The organism is Megamonas rupellensis DSM 19944 (assembly GCF_000378365.1).
Taxonomy (GTDB): Bacteria; Bacillota; Negativicutes; order Selenomonadales; family Selenomonadaceae; genus Megamonas; species Megamonas funiformis.
Genome location: NZ_KB899566.1, coordinates 55,000 through 72,016, shown reverse-complemented (window position 1 = coordinate 72,016; position 17,017 = coordinate 55,000). Strand labels below are relative to the sequence as shown.

The following is a 17,017-nucleotide window of genomic DNA, read 5'->3' as shown; positions in this document are numbered from 1 at the left end:
TTTTATTAAAATCTGAAATCACGTTGACCTTCAGCGATTAAATGAAGTTGTTTAGTTACGATATCGCGAACTTTATCGCTTTTAATTTGATCTAATTGTTCGTGAATTAATTTATCGCCTACTTGTTTTGTATCATCACTAGCATAATCACAAAGATATTCTTTAAGTGTCATTAAAGCGTTAGGTAAACAGCAATTGGAGATTTGACCACTCTTACATAAGCTCATAAATCTATCGCCTGTTCTACCTTCGCGATAGCAAGCTGTACAGAAGCTAGGTACAAAACCTAATTTCATAAGCCAATTTACAACTTCATCTAAAGAGCGATTATCGCTGACATCAAATTGACTGGAATTTTCTTCGGGAGCTTCTTTTTCGGCATAGCCACCAACGCTTGTGCGAGAGCCACCACTGATTTGAGAAATACCAAGTTGCAATACTTTTTCACGACAAGCTTGGCTTTCACGAGTGGAAACAATCATGCCAGTATAAGGAACAGCAATGCGGATACAAGCTACGATTTTGGCAAAAGTATCATCATCAATACCATTATCAAAAGTGGATGGGTCGATATCATCAGCACGACGGATACGAGGAACGCTGATAGTATGAGGCCCTACGCCAAAGCGTGCTTCAAGATGTTCTGCGTGCATGAGTAGACCTGCAAATTCATAGCGATATTTTTCTAAGCCGAATAATACACCACAACCAACATCATCAATGCCACCTTCCATAGCTCTATCCATAGCTTCTGTATGATAAGCATAATTATGTTTTGGTCCTGTTGGGTGAAGTTGTTCATAGCTTTCTTTATGGTAAGTTTCTTGGAATAAAATATAAGTGCCGATACCTGCTTCTTTTAATTTGCGATAATTTTCAACAGTTGTGGCAGCGATATTGACATTGACACGGCGAATAGCGCCATTTTTATGTTTTATGCTATAAATAGTTTTGATGCTTTCAAGTACATATTCGATAGGATTATTTACTGGGTCTTCGCCTGTTTCTAAAGCAAGGCGTTTGTGTCCCATATCTTGAAGGGCGATGACTTCGCGTTTGATATCTTCTTGAGTTAATTTTTTTCTAGCAATATGTTTATTTTTAGCATGATAAGGGCAATATACACAGCCGTTAACACAGTAATTAGAAAGATAAAGTGGCGCGAATAGAACAATTCTATCACCATAAAAATCATCTTTAATTTTTTTTGCTAGAGCGAAAATTTCTTCATTGAGTTCAGGAATATCACAAGCTAAAAGCACAGAAGCTTCACGGTGAGAAAGACCTTTTTCAAGTTTTGCTTTAGCTAAAATTTCAGTGATTAAAGCTTTATCATGTTTATGTTCATCAGCATAAGCAAGAGTAGATAAAATTTCTTCATGATTGATAAATTCTTCTGCTTTAGAGGATTTTGGATTGTACAAATCTATCAACTTCTTTCTTTAGAAATATATATTAAGACATTAAGCTATCGCCTCTATTAGAGGTTACATGATAGCCATGTTCTTGCAAGGCATTTGTTAATTTTATGATACCTTCTAAAGATTCGCCACCTGTTATTTTTTTATTATTATATAAAGTATAAAGTGAACGAATATTTAAAGGTGAAATATTAGGCATGATGACATTAGCGCCAGCTTCAAGACCTTTTATAGTTCCATTCGGAGCTAATGTGGCAAGTGCAGTTGTTGCTGGCAATAAAACTTTAGGCAGTAATAAACGAATTATAGCCAAGATGACTAAAGTCAAATCAACGCTACCTGCCGTTTTATCTTTAAACGGTGTTTGTTCATGCGGAATAAAAGGGCCAGTGCCTATCATATGAGGTTGAAAATCACTTAAAAATTCTAAGTCATTCAATAAATCAGCTAAAGTTTGATATGGTGAGCCAATCATCATACCAGCTCCCACTTGATAGCCAATATCTTTTAAAATTTTTAGGCAGTTTAAGCGATTGTTTAAATCCATTTTTGCTGGGTGAAGTTTTTGATAATGTGAAATATTAGCTGTTTCATGACGAAGTAAATATCTATCTGCTCCAGCATCAAAATATTTTTGATAGCTTGCTCTTGTTTTTTCACCGATGGATAAAGTGATAGCACAATCAGGATATTTATTTTTTATCTCTTTAATGATATGTGTCATTTTATCGTCAGTGAAATACATATCTTCACCGCCTTGTAGGACAAAGGTGCGAAGATTATTTTTATAGCCTATTTCACAAGATAATAATATTTCTTCTAAAGATAGGCGATAGCGAGTAGCTTTATGATTAGAACAGCGAATACCGCAATAATAGCAATCATTTTTGCAGTAATTGGTAAATTCAATAAGACCGCGCAAAAAGACATTATGTCCGTATGATTTTTCACGAACAAAGCGAGCCGCTGCAAATAGATATTTGCTAAGCGGCCCTGCATAGGCTTCTTGAGATAATTCATCAAGAAGTTTTTTTATTTTTGATTTATTAAATTGGGGATTGATGATTAAATCATCAATAATGTTTAATGAATTTAATTTAGTTTCCATAATGAATTATTTCAATAAATTATTTTTCAAAATCAAATTGTTTTTTACGTGCTTGGTAATGAGTATGCAATAATTTATGAGCAATTTCACTACCTGGTTTTTCAAGAAAATCTTTATAGAGTTGTTTTAAATATGGATTTTCATGAGATTTACGATATTTAGTATTTTTATCTATCTGATAGATGGATTCCATACGTTTTTTATTTACTTCCATAGTTGTTCCGATAGGTTGACCACCGCCACCTAAGCAACCACCTGGGCAAGCCATTACTTCGATGAAATCATATTTACATTCGCCAGCACGCAATTTATCCATGAGGATTTTGGCATTATTTAAAGTATGAGCTACAGCGATGTTGATAGTTTTATCGCCAATATTGATTTGAGCTTCTTTGATACCATCAAAACCGCGAACAGGAGTGTATTCAACATTTTTCATTTCTTCTCCTGTGAGCCATTCGTAAGTAGTACGAAGTGCAGCTTCCATAACGCCACCAGTAGCACCGAAGATAGCAGCAGCACCTGTAGCAGTACCCATAGGATTATCAAATTCACTTTCAGGGAGATTTTCAAAATCAATACCGATATATTTAATGAGTTTGATTAATTCACGAGTTGTCAATACTGCGTCAGTATCAGGACGACCATCATGAGCCATTTCAGGACGAGTGATTTCATATTTTTTAGCGATACATGGCATGATTGCTACAGTGAAAATATTTTTAGGGTCGAGATTTTCTTGTTTTGCATAATGTGTTTTAGTGATAGCGGAGAAAATCTGCATAGGAGATTTTGTAGTAGATAAATGGTCTAAAAGGTCAGGATAATGTTTTTCCATATAATTTACCCAACCAGGACAGCAAGAAGTAGCCATTGGCATTTTTTTGCCAGATTTTATGCGTTCGATTAATTCATTAGCTTCTTCAGTGATAGTGAGGTCAGCACCGTAGTTTGTATCAAATACTTTATCAAAACCAATCATGCGAAGTGCAGTAACCATTTTTTTAGTTACGATAGAGCCTTTTGGCATACCGAATTCATCGCCTAAAGCTATACGCACACTTGGAGCTGTTTGAACGATAACAGTTTTATTAGGGTCGAAGATGGCATCAAGAACACGGTCAGTATCATCTTTTTCTACTAATGCACCTACAGGGCAAGCAAGACTACATTGTCCGCAAAGCACACATTTTGTATTATCAAATTCAGCATCAAATGGAGTTGTTACATGAATATTTGTACTGCGTCCAGCAAAACCTAAAACTTCAATACCTTGAATTTCTTTACAAGCACGGATACAACGACCGCATTTAACGCATTTTTCAGGGTCATGTACTAAGCTTGGATTAGCACCACGTTTTTCGATATGTTGACCAACATGAGGAATGTTTGGACGAAGAACATTGAAACGACTGCAAAGTTTTTGAAGTACGCAGTTACCATTACGAGGGCAAGTCAAGCAATTTTCTTCATGGTCAGCCATGATTAATTGCAAAATACCACGTTGAGTATCGCGTACAACTTTTGTATCAGTGAATACTTCCATACCTTCCCAACATTCAGTAGAGCAAGCTGCAAGTAAACGGCGTTGACCGACAACTTCTACAGAACATATACGACAACGTGCTTTGATGCGTTGGTCAGGGTGATAGCATAAATGAGGAATATCTATATGAAGCATTTGAGCTGCTTGTAAAATTTTAGTGCCTTTTTTTACACTTATAGGCATATTATTTATTTTAAGATTGATTAACTCTTCCATTAACTTCCAATGCCTCCTAGTTTTTTATTTTAAAGGTATCAGGAAAAATTTTCATAGCGGATTTTAAAGCATTTTGTGCTGTTTCTCCTAAACCACAAAGTGAAGACATAGGCATAACTTTGGCAAAAGTTTGCATAGTTTCTAGGTCTTCTTGTGTATGAGTTTGAGCTTTGATTTTATCTAAGAACATTTTGATATGGCGGTTACCTTCTCGACATGGAGTGCATTGACCACAACTTTCATGTAAGAAGAAATCTTGAGTATAACGTAAGAAATCTATTACAGAAGTACGTTCATCGATTACAAGAATAGAACCAGAGCCGATGACTAAATCATGTTCTTTGAAATCTTCATAAGTATAAGGAACATCTAAAATACTATCATCAGCTATTTTTCCAGAAGCACCACCGAATTGAATGAGGCGAATTTTGCGATCACCTTGAATACCACCAGCTAAATCGTAGATGATTTCACGGATTGTAGTACCGAATGGAATTTCATATACACCAGGTTTTTTTACGTTACCGCCAACGCTTACAAGTTTTGTACCTAAGGATTCACCTACACCGTATTTCATGTAAGTTTTAGCACTATCGCGAAGTAAGTGAGGTACGATAGATAAACTTTCTACGTTATTCATGCAAGTAGGGCGAGCGAATAGACCACTTTGTTTCATAAATGGCGGTTTCATGCGAGGGCGACCAGCTTTACCTTCCATAGAGCGGATAAGAGCAGTACCTTCACCACAAACGTATGCGCCAGCACCAGAATAGAGATGGATTTTGTAATTCCAACCAGTGCCTAAAATATTTTCACCTAAGAAACCATTTTCTTCAGCTTGCTTGATAGCATTTAAAAGGCGAGGGCGGAATCTACTATATTCTGAACGCATATAAATATAACCATCTTCAGCATTTACTGCCCAACCAGCAATGATGATGGCTTCAATTAGATTGAAAGGGTCATTTTTTATTAATTCACGATCTTTAAAAGTACAAGTTTCCCCTTCATCAGCGTTACAAATTACACAATGATGAGGACGTTCTACAGCACGAGCTTGAGACCATTTACGTCCCATAGGATATGCTGCACCACCGCGACCTTTGATTTTTGCTTCAGTTAATAAACTAGCAATATCTTCTTTATCCATAGTAATTGCTTTTTTCAAAGCAGAAAAACCACCGATATTCATATATGATTCAATGGAAAATACATCATATTTACCAAAATTTTCAGTTATGTATTTTACACTACTCATGAAAATACCTCCGTTTCTTAGATGAATTTTTGTAGTAAATCTCTAATTTTTTCTTCGCTGTCTAAATGACCGTATACTGTGCCGTTTATTTTCACTGCTGGAGCAACATCACAAGCACCAAAGCAAGATACTTTTTCTAAAGTGAATTTACCATCATAAGTTACAGTATCAAAATCAATATTTAAAAGACGACGCAATGTATCAATTAAGAATTCATTATTATTTACTTTGCAAGCGATGCTATCGCATACTTCAATTGGGTAACGTCCACGAGGTTTATCAGATAAAGTATCGTAGAAAGTTATACAGTCATAAATGACAGAAAGTTTTACGTTAGGAAGTTTTTCTACAATATAGTAAGCTACAATTTTAGGAATATAATGTTGGGGAATTTGTTCTTGAACTTCTACTAGAATACCAACAATTTGAGTGTAATCATAATCGTGAGCTTGTAAGATATTATCAATTTTTTCTTTGAGTTCATCTGTTAGCTCAAATTTTGTGCTATCCTCAATCATGTCATCAACCTACCTTTATATAATATATACAGATAATAATTTTACTTAACTGACTAAATAAAATTTATGTTAGTAATATATTAACATAATTTAGATTTAGAGTGAATACAAAAAAGTGTAAACTTTACAATTAAATTAAGAGTGTAAAAAATAAGAGCATTGATTAATATAATGCTCTTATTTTTCACATTTTATTAGTTGATTTTTTATTCAGATAAATTTATTTTAAATAATAATATATTACTATTATTCAGTAATACCATCTTTCATTATAGCTATTTCATTAAAATGCATTTGTTCAGATTTTGTTAATTTACCTGAAATAACAGTTAATATATAATCAAATAGTTCATTACGAAGTTTTTCCATAGAGGATTTTTCAATTAATTTGCCTGCATTAAAGTCAATCCATTTGGATTTATGCTGTGCTAATTTACTATTGGTTGCTATCTTAATAGTAGGAACAATTGTACCCCATGGTGTACCACGTCCTGTAGAGAATAAGATTATTTGACAGCCAGAAGCTGCTAAAGCTGTTGTAGATACTGAATCATTGCCAGGAGCATTTAATAATTGAAGACCTACTTTATTGATAGTATCGCCATAATCTAATACATCAACAATAGGAGCATGACCACCTTTTTGGACACACCCTAAAGATTTATCTTCTAAAGTAGTAATTCCACCAGTTTTATTACCTGGAGATGGATTATCAGATATAGGTTGGTCATAACGTTTAAAATATTGTTTAAAATTATTGATTAAATCCACCGTTTTGTGAAAAATATCTTCATTAATAGCTCTATTCATTAATAAAGTTTCAGCACCAAACATTTCAGGAACTTCAGTAAGCACAGTAGTAGCACCACTACCAATAGCTAAGTCTGACAATTCACCAATTAAAGGATTAGCTGTAATGCCAGAAAAGCCATCAGAACCACCACATTTTAGACCAATGCGTAGTTTACTAATAGGACAAGTAGTTCTAGTGTATTTATTGGCAAATGTAGCTAATTCTGTTAGTAGTTGCTTCCCGATGATATCTTCATCTTCAACTTCTTGAGTTACTAAAAATTTAACACGGTCAGAATTGTAATTACCAAGAATTTTTTTAAATTCAGTTAGATTATTGTTTTCACAGCCAAGACTGATGACTAATACTGCACCAGCATTAGGATGATTAACAATATCAGCTAAAATTTTTTGAGTCATTTGATAATCTTTGCCGATTTGTGAACAACCATAAGGGTGAGTAATGCCAATACAGTCATCAATATTAGGATAATTTTTTATTAATTCTTTACCGATTTTTTCAAGGTAACGAACGGTACTGGTAACGCAATTTACTGTAGGTACAATCCATAAATTATTACGAATGCCAACATCACCATTTTCTCGTTGATAACCTTTGAAGGTGCAGTTTTCAATTTTAGGTAAATTTGATATTTTTGTCGGCTTGTAGCTATAATTTAAGATTTTTCCTAAGTTAGTTTTTAAGTTATGTGTATGCACATGAGAACCAGCTACAATATCGTCTGTAGCATGACCAATAGAGAAGCTATACTTGATAATTTGTTCATCTTTGTTGATATTTTTTAAGGCAATTTTATGACCAGCAGGGATATTTTCTTTTAAAATGATATCATGCTCATCTATTTGTATTATTTTACCTTTGGTTAAATCAGTTAGAGCAACAGCGACATTATCTAATTTATTGATTTGTAAGATGTCCATAGATTATTCCTCATTTAATAATAATGATTGCATGATTTGTTTGATATTTTGTGTATCAATGGCATAAAGATATTTACTAACATCATTAATAAGTTCAGGGTAAGTAGTTAAATTTATGCCCCATAAATTAGTATCACCTAAAATTTCATTAACAACTACAGTGGCAGATTCTTGAGTTTTAGCATAATATTTCCATGCGGAAGTTAATTTTTGAATAGCATACTCATCATCAGTTAACTCACAAGTTGTACCATTATGTTCAATATAGAAATGATTTCCATTAATTTTAGAAGTATTATATAAAGTTATATAAGCGGCGAAACTAAAACTTAAATTTTGTGAGAATGTATGGAATTTATCATGATACTCTAAAATAGAAGGTAAAACTCTAGCTTTAAATTTTGATGTACAATTAAGTAAAATACTTGCTAATTGATGCTTGATAAATGGATTTTGGAAACGTTCAATTACAGCATTAGCAAAATCAATGAGCATTTCTTTATCCATAGAAATTGACGGCAAAATATGATTATTTATGGTTTGTTGGGCAAATTTACCAGTGATTTGGTCATTCATCATTTCAGCTACAGTATTTAATCCAGCGAGAAAACTAGCTGGAACGTTAGCTGTATGCCCACCGTTTAAAAGGCGAACTTTGCGCTGGCGGTATTGGGAGATATCGTTTTCAATAACGACATTTAATCCACTATTTAATAGTGGTAATTTTTCATTTAAACTAGTATCTCCTTCAATAGCTAAGAAATGGAATGGTTCACCACAAGCGATAAGTATATCATTATAACCTAATTCTTGGGTAAGGGTTTCAATTTCATCTTTAGGATAACCACTAACTACTCTATCTACTAAAGTATTGTAAAATTTATTGTGGGCATTAAGCCAAGTGATGAAGTCGGAAGGTAATTGCCATTGTTTACAGTATTTTAAGATTATACTTTTGAGTAATTGACCATTATTTTCTAATAATTCACAAGGAATAATATACATTCCTTTTGTTGCATCACCATGAAAATATTGATAGCGATGATAGAGAAATAAGGTTAATTTAGCAGGGAAAGAAAGTGGAGGTTCCATTGTGGCTGTATCTTGATTGTTATAGGTAAGTCCCGCTTCAGTAGTATTGGAAAATACAATTTCGATTTCAGGGTTTTCAGCACATTTTAAAACATCTTGCCAATTAGTGTAAGGATTGATACCACGACTGATAGAGGAGATGATTTCTTTAGTATTTACAGTTTGACCGTCTTGAATACCACGTAAAATAGTAGTAAATAATCCGTTTTGAGTATTTAATTTACCGACCACTTTGCCATGAGGTGTTGGTTGAATAGCAACTACACTACCATTGAATTTATTTTGATTATTTAATTGTTGAATAATCCAATCCATGAAGGCACGAATAAAATTACCTTCGCCAAATTGAATGATTTTTTCAGGTCGTTTACAGATTAATTCAGGAAAATTATCAGCATTTAATTTATTCATTATTTACACCAACTTAAAATTTGATAACAACTTTTAGCATTGAAGCAGCATTTTTAGAGAAATCTTGGAAAGCTTTATCAGCCTCGTCTAAGTTATAAGTATTAGTAACGATTTTTTCTAAATCAACTTTTCCAGATTTTACTAAATCGATTAATTCTAAGAAATCTTTTTTCAAAGCATTGCGAGAACCATAAACATTTAATTCTTTTTTCTGAAGCAAAGTGAAGTCAAATTCATGAGTGCGTTTACCTACACCTATTTGTACCATACGAGCACCAAATGCCGCAGCATCAATACAAGCTTGGAAGGTAGATGGTAGACCTACTGCTTCAATGGTTACATCAAAATAATTGCCATTAGTGATTTCTTCAACACGTTTAATAAAGTTTTCTGGGCTATCATTTAAAATACCACCATCAAGACCGAAAGTTTCAATGGCATAATTCATTTTATTTTCTGCTACATCAGAAATATAAACTTTAGCTCCTTTAGCCTTAGCAGCTACAGCAGCAAGAACACCAATTGTACCAGCACCGATTACTAAAACTTTATCATTAGGCTGAATATTTGCTCGGCTGATACCATGATAGCTAATACAAAATGGTTCAATAAGTGCTAATGTTTTTGCTGATAATCCTTTACCATCATAGATACGTTCAATAGGCATTGTTATATATTCAGAAAAAGCACCATCACGTTGTGCGCCCATGGTTTCATTACTAGTGCAACAGTTAACAAGACCACGTTGACAAGAATAACAGTGACCACAGTTAAAATATGGATTACAAGTTACAATCATACCAGGTTTTAAGTTGCGGTCATTATCACCAATTTCGATGATTTCTGCGGAAAATTCATGTCCAGGAATACGTGGATAGGAAGCATAAGCAAATGTTCCACGATATGTACCTAAATCACTACCACAAATTCCACCATATAATATTTTAAGTAAAGCTTCTCCTTGTTTACGTACAGGCATAGCTTGTTCAATAATTTCAACTTCACCAGGTTTATTAATAATAATGGTTTTCACCTAAATCACTCCATTTAAAAATTTTTCTAATATTATATAATGCAAATAGTATGCCAATTTTAAATTTTTAACTGATTTAGTTTGAATTACTTAATTTTTAAAGATTTTTATAGCAAAAAACGATTTATAGTAAAAAAAAGAAATAGCCATATTTCATAAAAGAAATACAACTATTTCATATTTGAAATTATTTAGTTTTTCGCCATAAGGTAACTTTGCTTATACCTAATAAATGGCAAATTTCATCATTAGAATAATTTTTATCAATTAATTGCTGAATAATAGTTTTTTCCATATTTTTTAAATTATTATTTATAGGTAAAGTTAACATAGAAGTGTTAGATGATGAAATATCATTAACATCATCTAATATATGTTTAACATCATCTAAAGAAATATCGTTTTTGTAAATAAAAGCAAGAACTTCTGCTACATTTTTTAATTCACGAATATTGCCATTCCAAGGATAATTAAGTAAATAACGATTTATTTCTGTAGCGAGATTTTTAGTTGATATTTGACCATATTTATTTAAATAATAATCCAATAATAAAGATATATCTTCTGTACGTTCACGTAATGGTGGTAGGGTAATGCGCAGTACATTGATACGATAATACAAATCTTGGCGGAATTTGCCTTCATGAATGAGTTGTTTAAGATTTTTATTAGTGGCACAAATTAGACGAATATCTATAGGGAGTATTTTATCATCGCCAATACGCATGATTTCACGCTCTTGCAGTACACGAAGTAATCTACTTTGAATATCTAGTGGTAAATCTCCGATTTCATCAAGAAAAATAGTACCTGTATGAGCCATTTCAAATAGACCTTTTTTACCAGATTTTCTAGCGCCTGTGAATGCTCCTTCAACATATCCAAATAGTTCTGATTCAATAAGTGTTGGTGGGAGTGAAGCGCAGTTTACAGAAACAAATGGTTTGTCGTGGCGTTGACTGGCATTGTGAATACTTTGTGCCAGACCTTCTTTGCCTGTGCCTGTTTCACCATATATTAGGATATTAGAGTTAGATTGGGCAAATTGTTTAGCTGTAGTTAGAAGTTTTTCCATTTTGGGAGATTTATATAAAATATCGTTAAAGGTTTTTTTAGCATAAAGACCTTTTTGATAGAGTGCTACTTGAATTTTACGAGCAGTCTTTTCAATTAAATTTACTTTTTGGAAAATCAAGATTTGATTATTTAATTCATTATTAATATCTAAAGAAATAACATCTAAAAGTAATTTTTCATTATTGATATCTAAAATTTTGCCTTTATACATAGTTAGATAATTATTAAGTTGAGCAGTTCCTTTTTTTCCGGCAAGAACCGTATTATTATTAAGTATCTCTTTACCTAGTTTATTGTAAAATATAGGTTGTTTATTTAGATTATAGACAATAATACCCTCGTTTATATTGTCTATAATGCTTTGCAATGTTTGCAAGCGAAGCTGTTTTTTCTGTTGTTTGTTGGCAAGGATTAATGCCTCATTAATGGCTTTCCTTATAGAGATGATATCAGATTCAATATATATACTGTTTTTAATATTATATTTTTTGGCAAGTTCAACAGGCTTAATATCACCAATAATTCCATCAATATTTTTAGGTAATAGATTTTCAATAATTTTGGAAACATCTTCATCGTTTGAATAGGGACAAATTTTTACACTTGTTTGGTGAATGTTAATAATAGAGCTTTCTGGTTCAATTATATTGTTATTAGAAATAATAGCGATATTTTTACAACCGGCTAGGTGGAGTTTTTCTATAGATTTTAAAATATTAGTAAGAGAAATACCAATATCAACTATAATTTTATTTGTGTATTTTTTTAAATCACGAACAGTACCACCACGGCTGATGATAATAGATGTAGATTCTGATTGTTTGGCTATATTTACGGCAATTTTATTTTTAGCTACAATTAATGGTATAGATAAATTCATTTCTATCAAGGCTTTTTTTGCAATAGAAGCAATTTCTTCATGAGGGGCAATAAAAAGAATAGAATTCATATAAAAGCTCCTTTAATAAAATAAATATAATTATTATTTTAGCTAATTTAACAAAATAAAACAAAGGAGAATTAAGATTTTAATCTTATTTCTCCTTTGTTTTATTTATATTTAAGGTAAACGCCAAAGTCCAGTAGCAGGATTTTTAATAAAATAAATTTCTTCACCATCAGGCATTATTTGCCATCCATCGGATAATTTATCAGGATTATATCTTTTTATAGCATCATCAATATTCATATAATTAAAGCCTACGCTTTCGATTTCTGTTTTACTTATTAACTTTGGATTAACAGCATAAGTAATAGAAAATCTATCATCAGAAGAACCGTGAATTAAGTGTGCGGGAACCATTAATTGATTAGGAAATTTATTTTCATTATATAGTTTTAAAATTTTTGTTCTACCAATATAGCCATATTTACGAATGACTTCATCAACTTCAGCATTTTCTCCAAAACTGTGAATACCAGGAGCTAACAATAATAATTCTCCACCATCAGCAATAGCCATACGAGAACGATAAATACCTTTATTACCTACCCATGTGGTTTTTAATTCCATAGGATTTAGATAAGCAACAACTTTTTTTGCAGGTTTATTTAAATAGGTGATATTAAGTTTTTGTGATAATTGAACAGCTTGTTCATAAGCTTGGCGGCTGGTGCCAATGTATAAACCATTTAAATTAATAGTATCATCTTTATTTGTGGTAGTAACTGTTAGAATATATACTAGAGGTTTATTTTTTAAATAATGTTCTTGAGCATAATCAAAGACTTGACGTGCTGGTGCGTAGTCATTGCCAAGAGCTTTTTCAATACCACATATAGCACCGAGCATATGGCTTTTATTTATCATTTGGCGACCGCCAATACCTACAAAAATATTTTTACTATAATTAGCCATACCAACAACTTCATGTGGAACAACTTGTCCTATAGATAAAATTAAATCATAATCGTCTTCCCAAAAATATTTATTAACTTCAACATCAATAGTATCGTTAAATAGATTATTAGATATTTTGGCTACAAAGTCTTTAGGAACTTCACCTATCTTTATAGTATCTGATTGCCATTTATGATGTAAAAAATTAGCTTTAGGAATATCACCATACATTTTAATACGTTCTTCGTCATTAATCATTGCATGAGTACCTAATGCGGGCATAATATCAATTTTTACATTAATAGATAATTTTTTATAAATTATTTGGGTAATATCACCGGCTTTAGAAAAACAACGTGTAAAATCTGGCGGAATAATTAGAATTTTTCTTAAATTATCATACTGCTGTAATAATTTATCTATAGCTGTTTCAATATCATAATTAGATAAATTTTTAGTAGATGATAAATAAATTTCATTCATGGAAATTATACCTCCTTATTAGTAAATAGACTATCGATTAATAAGTTAATCGATAGTCTATTTATTTAGTTACATTAAGAATAAGATTTTTATTTCAAATGATTTATTGGATAACGAACAGTATGTTCTTTTAAAAAGCTAACACATTCTTCGGCAACTTTACGTTTTAATTCTAAGGCAGCTTCTTCAGAATACCATGCCATATGTGGTGTAGCTAAATAATTATTTAAAGTAAATAATTTATTATTTGGCATCATAGGTTCTGTTGCTGCACAGTCAATGGCAGCTCCAGCTATTTCTTTATTTACAAGTGCATCATAAAGGTCATCTTCGTTAATAATTCCACCACGAGCTACATTAATGATAATAGCATTATTTTTCATCATTTTAAATGTTTCATCATTAAATAGGTTTTTATTTCCATCTGCTGGAATATGAAGGGATATGATATCAGATTCTTTGATAACATCTTCTAAAGATTTTATTTTTATAAATTTAGTATTTTCATTTTCTTTATAATATGGGTCATAACCGATAATATTGTATTCTAGAGCATGAGCTTTAATAGCAAAATTTCTGCCAATACGACCTAAACCAATAACACCAACTGTTTGTGTGGAAGCACGATGTATTGGAATAGAATGAGCATAGTCCCATTTTGTGCTTTTAGTGAAATTGTTCATAAGCACGATTTTTCTGGTCATAGCCATCATTAAAGCAATAGCATGGTCAGCAACTTCATTCATTCCATAATCGGGTACATTACAAATTTGAATATTATGTTTAGTCGCTTCTTCTATATCAATAGTGTCAACACCTACACCATAACGAACGACCATTTTTAATTTTGGTAAAGCGTCCATAACTTTTTTTGTAATATGTGCATATTGAACAATAAGAGCATCAGCATCTTGGCATTGAGAAATAACATCTTCTTCAGAATGGCATTGTTTTAGCTCAAAATCGATTTGAGCAGTATTTAGAATTTTGGTTTCCATATCAATATTATCATGATCGCAATCAGTAATAATAACCTTCATCATAATCACTCCAATTCATCATATGTATTATAAAAATATAATAAAATATTAAAATAGAAAAGTCAAGAAATTTAGAAAAATACAATTATAAATATACTGATTTTATATTTTAAAATGTATAAAACAGTAAATAGATATTGTTTTTTGGAGAAAAATAGAAAAATGATTAATAAAAATCTGAAATATAAAAAAAGAATGAAAAAAATATTGCATATAAAAATATAATATGATATGATATTATCAAAATTGATATGATGAATTATAGAAAATCATTAGATGATTTTAGAGGTGGGAGGATAAACTAATGCAAAGTGGATTAATTTTAGTTGGTGAGCCTATGGGATTATTGATTGCCCAAACTGAAGGCAGTTTAAATAATGTTAGTAGTTATGATTTAGCAGTAGCAGGTGCAGAATTTAATGTAGCAATAGGTACAGCAAGATTAGAACATAAAGTTACATATATGACTAAATTGGGTGATGACCCTTTTGGAAAACGTATTACTACAGTATTAAAAGATAATAAAATTGGTGATGAATTTATATCTTTTTCTAAAGAACGAGCTACTGGTTTTATGTTGAAAGGTAGAACTAGTGTAGGAGATCCAGAAATTTTTTATTTTAGAAAAAATTCTGCTGCATCAACATTAAATGAAGATGATGTAGAAAAAATAGATTTATCAAATTATGGTTATATTCATTTGACTGGTATTTTACCAGCTTTATCAGAAGATACTAAGAAAGCTACATTTTCTTTAATTAAAAAGGCTAAAAAACAAGGTTTATTTATAAGTTTTGATCCTAATTTACGTCCTCAATTATGGAAATCTCAAGAAGAAATGATACAAACTATTAATGAATTAGCATCATATGCAGATTTAGTTTTACCAGGGCAGGCAGAAGGAAAAATATTAATTGGCACAGATGATGAAAAAGAGATTAATGATTTTTATTTACAAAATGGAGCTTCTATTTGTGTAACTAAATGTGGAAGTAAAGGGGCATACGTATCTACTAAAGATGGAGAAGGTTATATGGTAGAAGGTTATAAAGTGGAAAAAGTTGTTGATACTGTGGGTGCTGGTGATGGATTTGCAACAGGCGTAGTTACTGGTTTAATGGAAGGATTAACTTTATCGGAGGCAGTTAAACGAGGTACAGCAATTGGGGCAATTCAGGTTATGAGTCGTGGCGATAATGAAGGTTTACCAACTAGACAAGAGTTAAAAGATTTTATGAATAAATAATTTTAAAGGAGTTTTTATTTATGATTAGTAAGAATATACAAAAAATTTTTGATATAGGTTTAGTACCTTTAATTGTATTAGATGATGTAGAAGATGCTGTTCCTTTAGGAAAAGCTTTGGTTGCTGGTGGTATACCTGTAGCAGAAGTTACTTTCCGTACAGATGCAGGTGGTGCTGTTATAGAAAAGATGGCTCAAGAAGTACCTGAAATTCTTGTAGGTGCGGGTACTGTTCATGATGTGGAACATGCTAAAGAAGCTGTAGAAAAAGGTGCTAAATTTATTGTGACACCAGGATTTAATTTAGATGTAGTCAAATGGTGTGTAGATAATAATATAGATGTAATTCCAGGAACTGTAGCACCTAGTGATATTGAAGCTGCAATGAATTTAGGATTATCAGTATGTAAATTTTTCCCAGCAGAAGCATATGGTGGAGTAAAAACTTTAAAAGCTTTAGCTGGTCCTTATGCTGATATAAAATTTATGCCTACTGGTGGAGTTAGCGAAAATAATATGAATGAATATTTAACATTATCTAATGTAGGAGCTATTGGTGGAAGTTTTATGACTCCTTCAAAATTAGTTAAAGAGAAAAAATGGAATGAAATTACTGAGGTTTGCAAAGCTATTGTGAAAAAAATGTTAGGTTTTGAATTGGCACATGTAGGTATTAATACAAAAGATGCTAATGAAGCTAATGATATAGCTAATACTTTAGGAAATGTATTTTTACAAGAAAAAAGAGAAACTTCTGGTGCATATTTTAGTGGTGATGTAGCAGAGGTAGTAAAAGGCTCGTTTTTAGGCGAACATGGCCATATTTGCATTGATACAATTGATATGCCACGAACTATTGCATATTTGAAACGTATTGGCGTGGAATTCAATAATGAAACTTGGGCTAAAGATGACAAGGGGAATATTATTAACGTTTATTTAAAAGATAGTATAGGTGGTTTTGCTATACATGTTAGAAGAAAAGCTCAGTAATA

13 protein-coding genes are annotated in these 17,017 nt (G+C 31.8%); 2 read left to right on the top strand and 11 right to left on the bottom strand.

Annotated elements, in window-relative coordinates:
- Nucleotides 1-5 precede the first annotated feature (5 nt).
- The 11 genes from hydG to F553_RS0100405 all read right to left on the bottom strand — a co-directional run bounded on the left by hydG (nt 6) and on the right by F553_RS0100405 (nt 14,777).
- Nucleotides 6-1,424 carry a [FeFe] hydrogenase H-cluster radical SAM maturase HydG gene (gene hydG, locus F553_RS0100455; protein WP_018998557.1) on the bottom strand — a complete coding sequence of 473 codons (1,419 nt, stop codon included), beginning with the start codon at nt 1,422-1,424 and terminating at the stop codon, nt 6-8.
- A gap of 31 nt (nt 1,425-1,455) precedes the next feature.
- Nucleotides 1,456-2,529 (bottom strand): [FeFe] hydrogenase H-cluster radical SAM maturase HydE, encoded by a 1,074-nt coding sequence (gene hydE / locus F553_RS0100450; RefSeq protein ID WP_018998556.1) that lies wholly within the window; start codon nt 2,527-2,529, stop codon nt 1,456-1,458.
- Nucleotides 2,530-2,548: 19 nt separating this feature from the next.
- Nucleotides 2,549-4,291 (bottom strand): NADH-dependent [FeFe] hydrogenase, group A6, encoded by a 1,743-nt coding sequence (locus tag F553_RS0100445; RefSeq protein ID WP_018998555.1) that lies wholly within the window; start codon nt 4,289-4,291, stop codon nt 2,549-2,551.
- 16 nt (nt 4,292-4,307) lie between these two features.
- The gene (locus F553_RS0100440; protein WP_008538938.1) at nt 4,308-5,549 is read right to left on the bottom strand and encodes a complex I 51 kDa subunit family protein; all 1,242 of its coding nucleotides are present in this window, start codon (nt 5,547-5,549) and stop codon (nt 4,308-4,310) included.
- A gap of 17 nt (nt 5,550-5,566) precedes the next feature.
- On the bottom strand, nt 5,567-6,067 hold the full coding sequence (locus F553_RS0100435) for an NADH-quinone oxidoreductase subunit NuoE family protein (protein WP_008538935.1): 501 nt from the start codon (nt 6,065-6,067) through the stop codon (nt 5,567-5,569).
- 246 nt (nt 6,068-6,313) lie between these two features.
- A complete protein-coding gene (locus F553_RS0100430; protein ID WP_018998554.1) occupies nt 6,314-7,801 on the bottom strand; it encodes a UxaA family hydrolase in 1,488 nt (495 codons plus the stop codon).
- A gap of 3 nt (nt 7,802-7,804) precedes the next feature.
- The gene (locus F553_RS0100425) at nt 7,805-9,304 is read right to left on the bottom strand and encodes a tagaturonate reductase (RefSeq protein ID WP_018998553.1); all 1,500 of its coding nucleotides are present in this window, start codon (nt 9,302-9,304) and stop codon (nt 7,805-7,807) included.
- 13 nt (nt 9,305-9,317) lie between these two features.
- Entirely contained in the window at nt 9,318-10,337 is a 1,020-nt protein-coding gene (locus tag F553_RS0100420; protein WP_018998552.1) for a zinc-binding alcohol dehydrogenase family protein, read from the bottom strand.
- Nucleotides 10,338-10,524: 187 nt separating this feature from the next.
- On the bottom strand, nt 10,525-12,363 hold the full coding sequence (locus F553_RS0100415; RefSeq protein WP_018998551.1) for a sigma 54-interacting transcriptional regulator: 1,839 nt from the start codon (nt 12,361-12,363) through the stop codon (nt 10,525-10,527).
- 111 nt (nt 12,364-12,474) lie between these two features.
- On the bottom strand, nt 12,475-13,737 hold the full coding sequence (locus F553_RS0100410; protein ID WP_018998550.1) for a nickel-dependent putative hexonate epimerase: 1,263 nt from the start codon (nt 13,735-13,737) through the stop codon (nt 12,475-12,477).
- 89 nt (nt 13,738-13,826) lie between these two features.
- Entirely contained in the window at nt 13,827-14,777 is a 951-nt protein-coding gene (locus F553_RS0100405; protein ID WP_018998549.1) for a C-terminal binding protein, read from the bottom strand.
- Nucleotides 14,778-15,081: 304 nt separating this feature from the next.
- Here F553_RS0100405 and F553_RS0100400 point away from each other — a divergent pair, with 304 nt between their 5' ends.
- Nucleotides 15,082-16,023, top strand: coding sequence for a sugar kinase (locus tag F553_RS0100400; RefSeq protein ID WP_008538927.1), 942 nt, complete (start codon nt 15,082-15,084; stop codon nt 16,021-16,023).
- Nucleotides 16,024-16,043: 20 nt separating this feature from the next.
- Nucleotides 16,044-17,015, top strand: a complete 972-nt coding sequence (locus F553_RS0100395) for a bifunctional 4-hydroxy-2-oxoglutarate aldolase/2-dehydro-3-deoxy-phosphogluconate aldolase (RefSeq protein ID WP_018998548.1) — start codon at nt 16,044-16,046, stop codon at nt 17,013-17,015.
- Nucleotides 17,016-17,017 lie beyond the last annotated feature (2 nt).

Bases quoted from the DNA above. Each gene is read 5' to 3' on its own strand.
- F553_RS0100400 (WP_008538927.1), top strand. From the start codon at position 15,082: ATGCAAAGTGGATTAATTTTAGTTGGTGAGCCTATGGGATTATTGATT.
- F553_RS0100395 (WP_018998548.1), top strand. From the start codon at position 16,044: ATGATTAGTAAGAATATACAAAAAATTTTTGATATAGGTTTAGTACCT.
- F553_RS0100430 (WP_018998554.1), bottom strand. From the start codon at position 7,801: ATGGACATCTTACAAATCAATAAATTAGATAATGTCGCTGTTGCTCTA.
- F553_RS0100410 (WP_018998550.1), bottom strand. From the start codon at position 13,737: ATGAATGAAATTTATTTATCATCTACTAAAAATTTATCTAATTATGAT.
- F553_RS0100415 (WP_018998551.1), bottom strand. From the start codon at position 12,363: ATGAATTCTATTCTTTTTATTGCCCCTCATGAAGAAATTGCTTCTATT.
- F553_RS0100440 (WP_008538938.1), bottom strand. From the start codon at position 5,549: ATGAGTAGTGTAAAATACATAACTGAAAATTTTGGTAAATATGATGTA.
- F553_RS0100405 (WP_018998549.1), bottom strand. From the start codon at position 14,777: ATGAAGGTTATTATTACTGATTGCGATCATGATAATATTGATATGGAA.
- F553_RS0100435 (WP_008538935.1), bottom strand. From the start codon at position 6,067: ATGATTGAGGATAGCACAAAATTTGAGCTAACAGATGAACTCAAAGAA.
- hydE (WP_018998556.1), bottom strand. From the start codon at position 2,529: ATGGAAACTAAATTAAATTCATTAAACATTATTGATGATTTAATCATC.
- F553_RS0100445 (WP_018998555.1), bottom strand. From the start codon at position 4,291: ATGGAAGAGTTAATCAATCTTAAAATAAATAATATGCCTATAAGTGTA.
- F553_RS0100425 (WP_018998553.1), bottom strand. From the start codon at position 9,304: ATGAATAAATTAAATGCTGATAATTTTCCTGAATTAATCTGTAAACGA.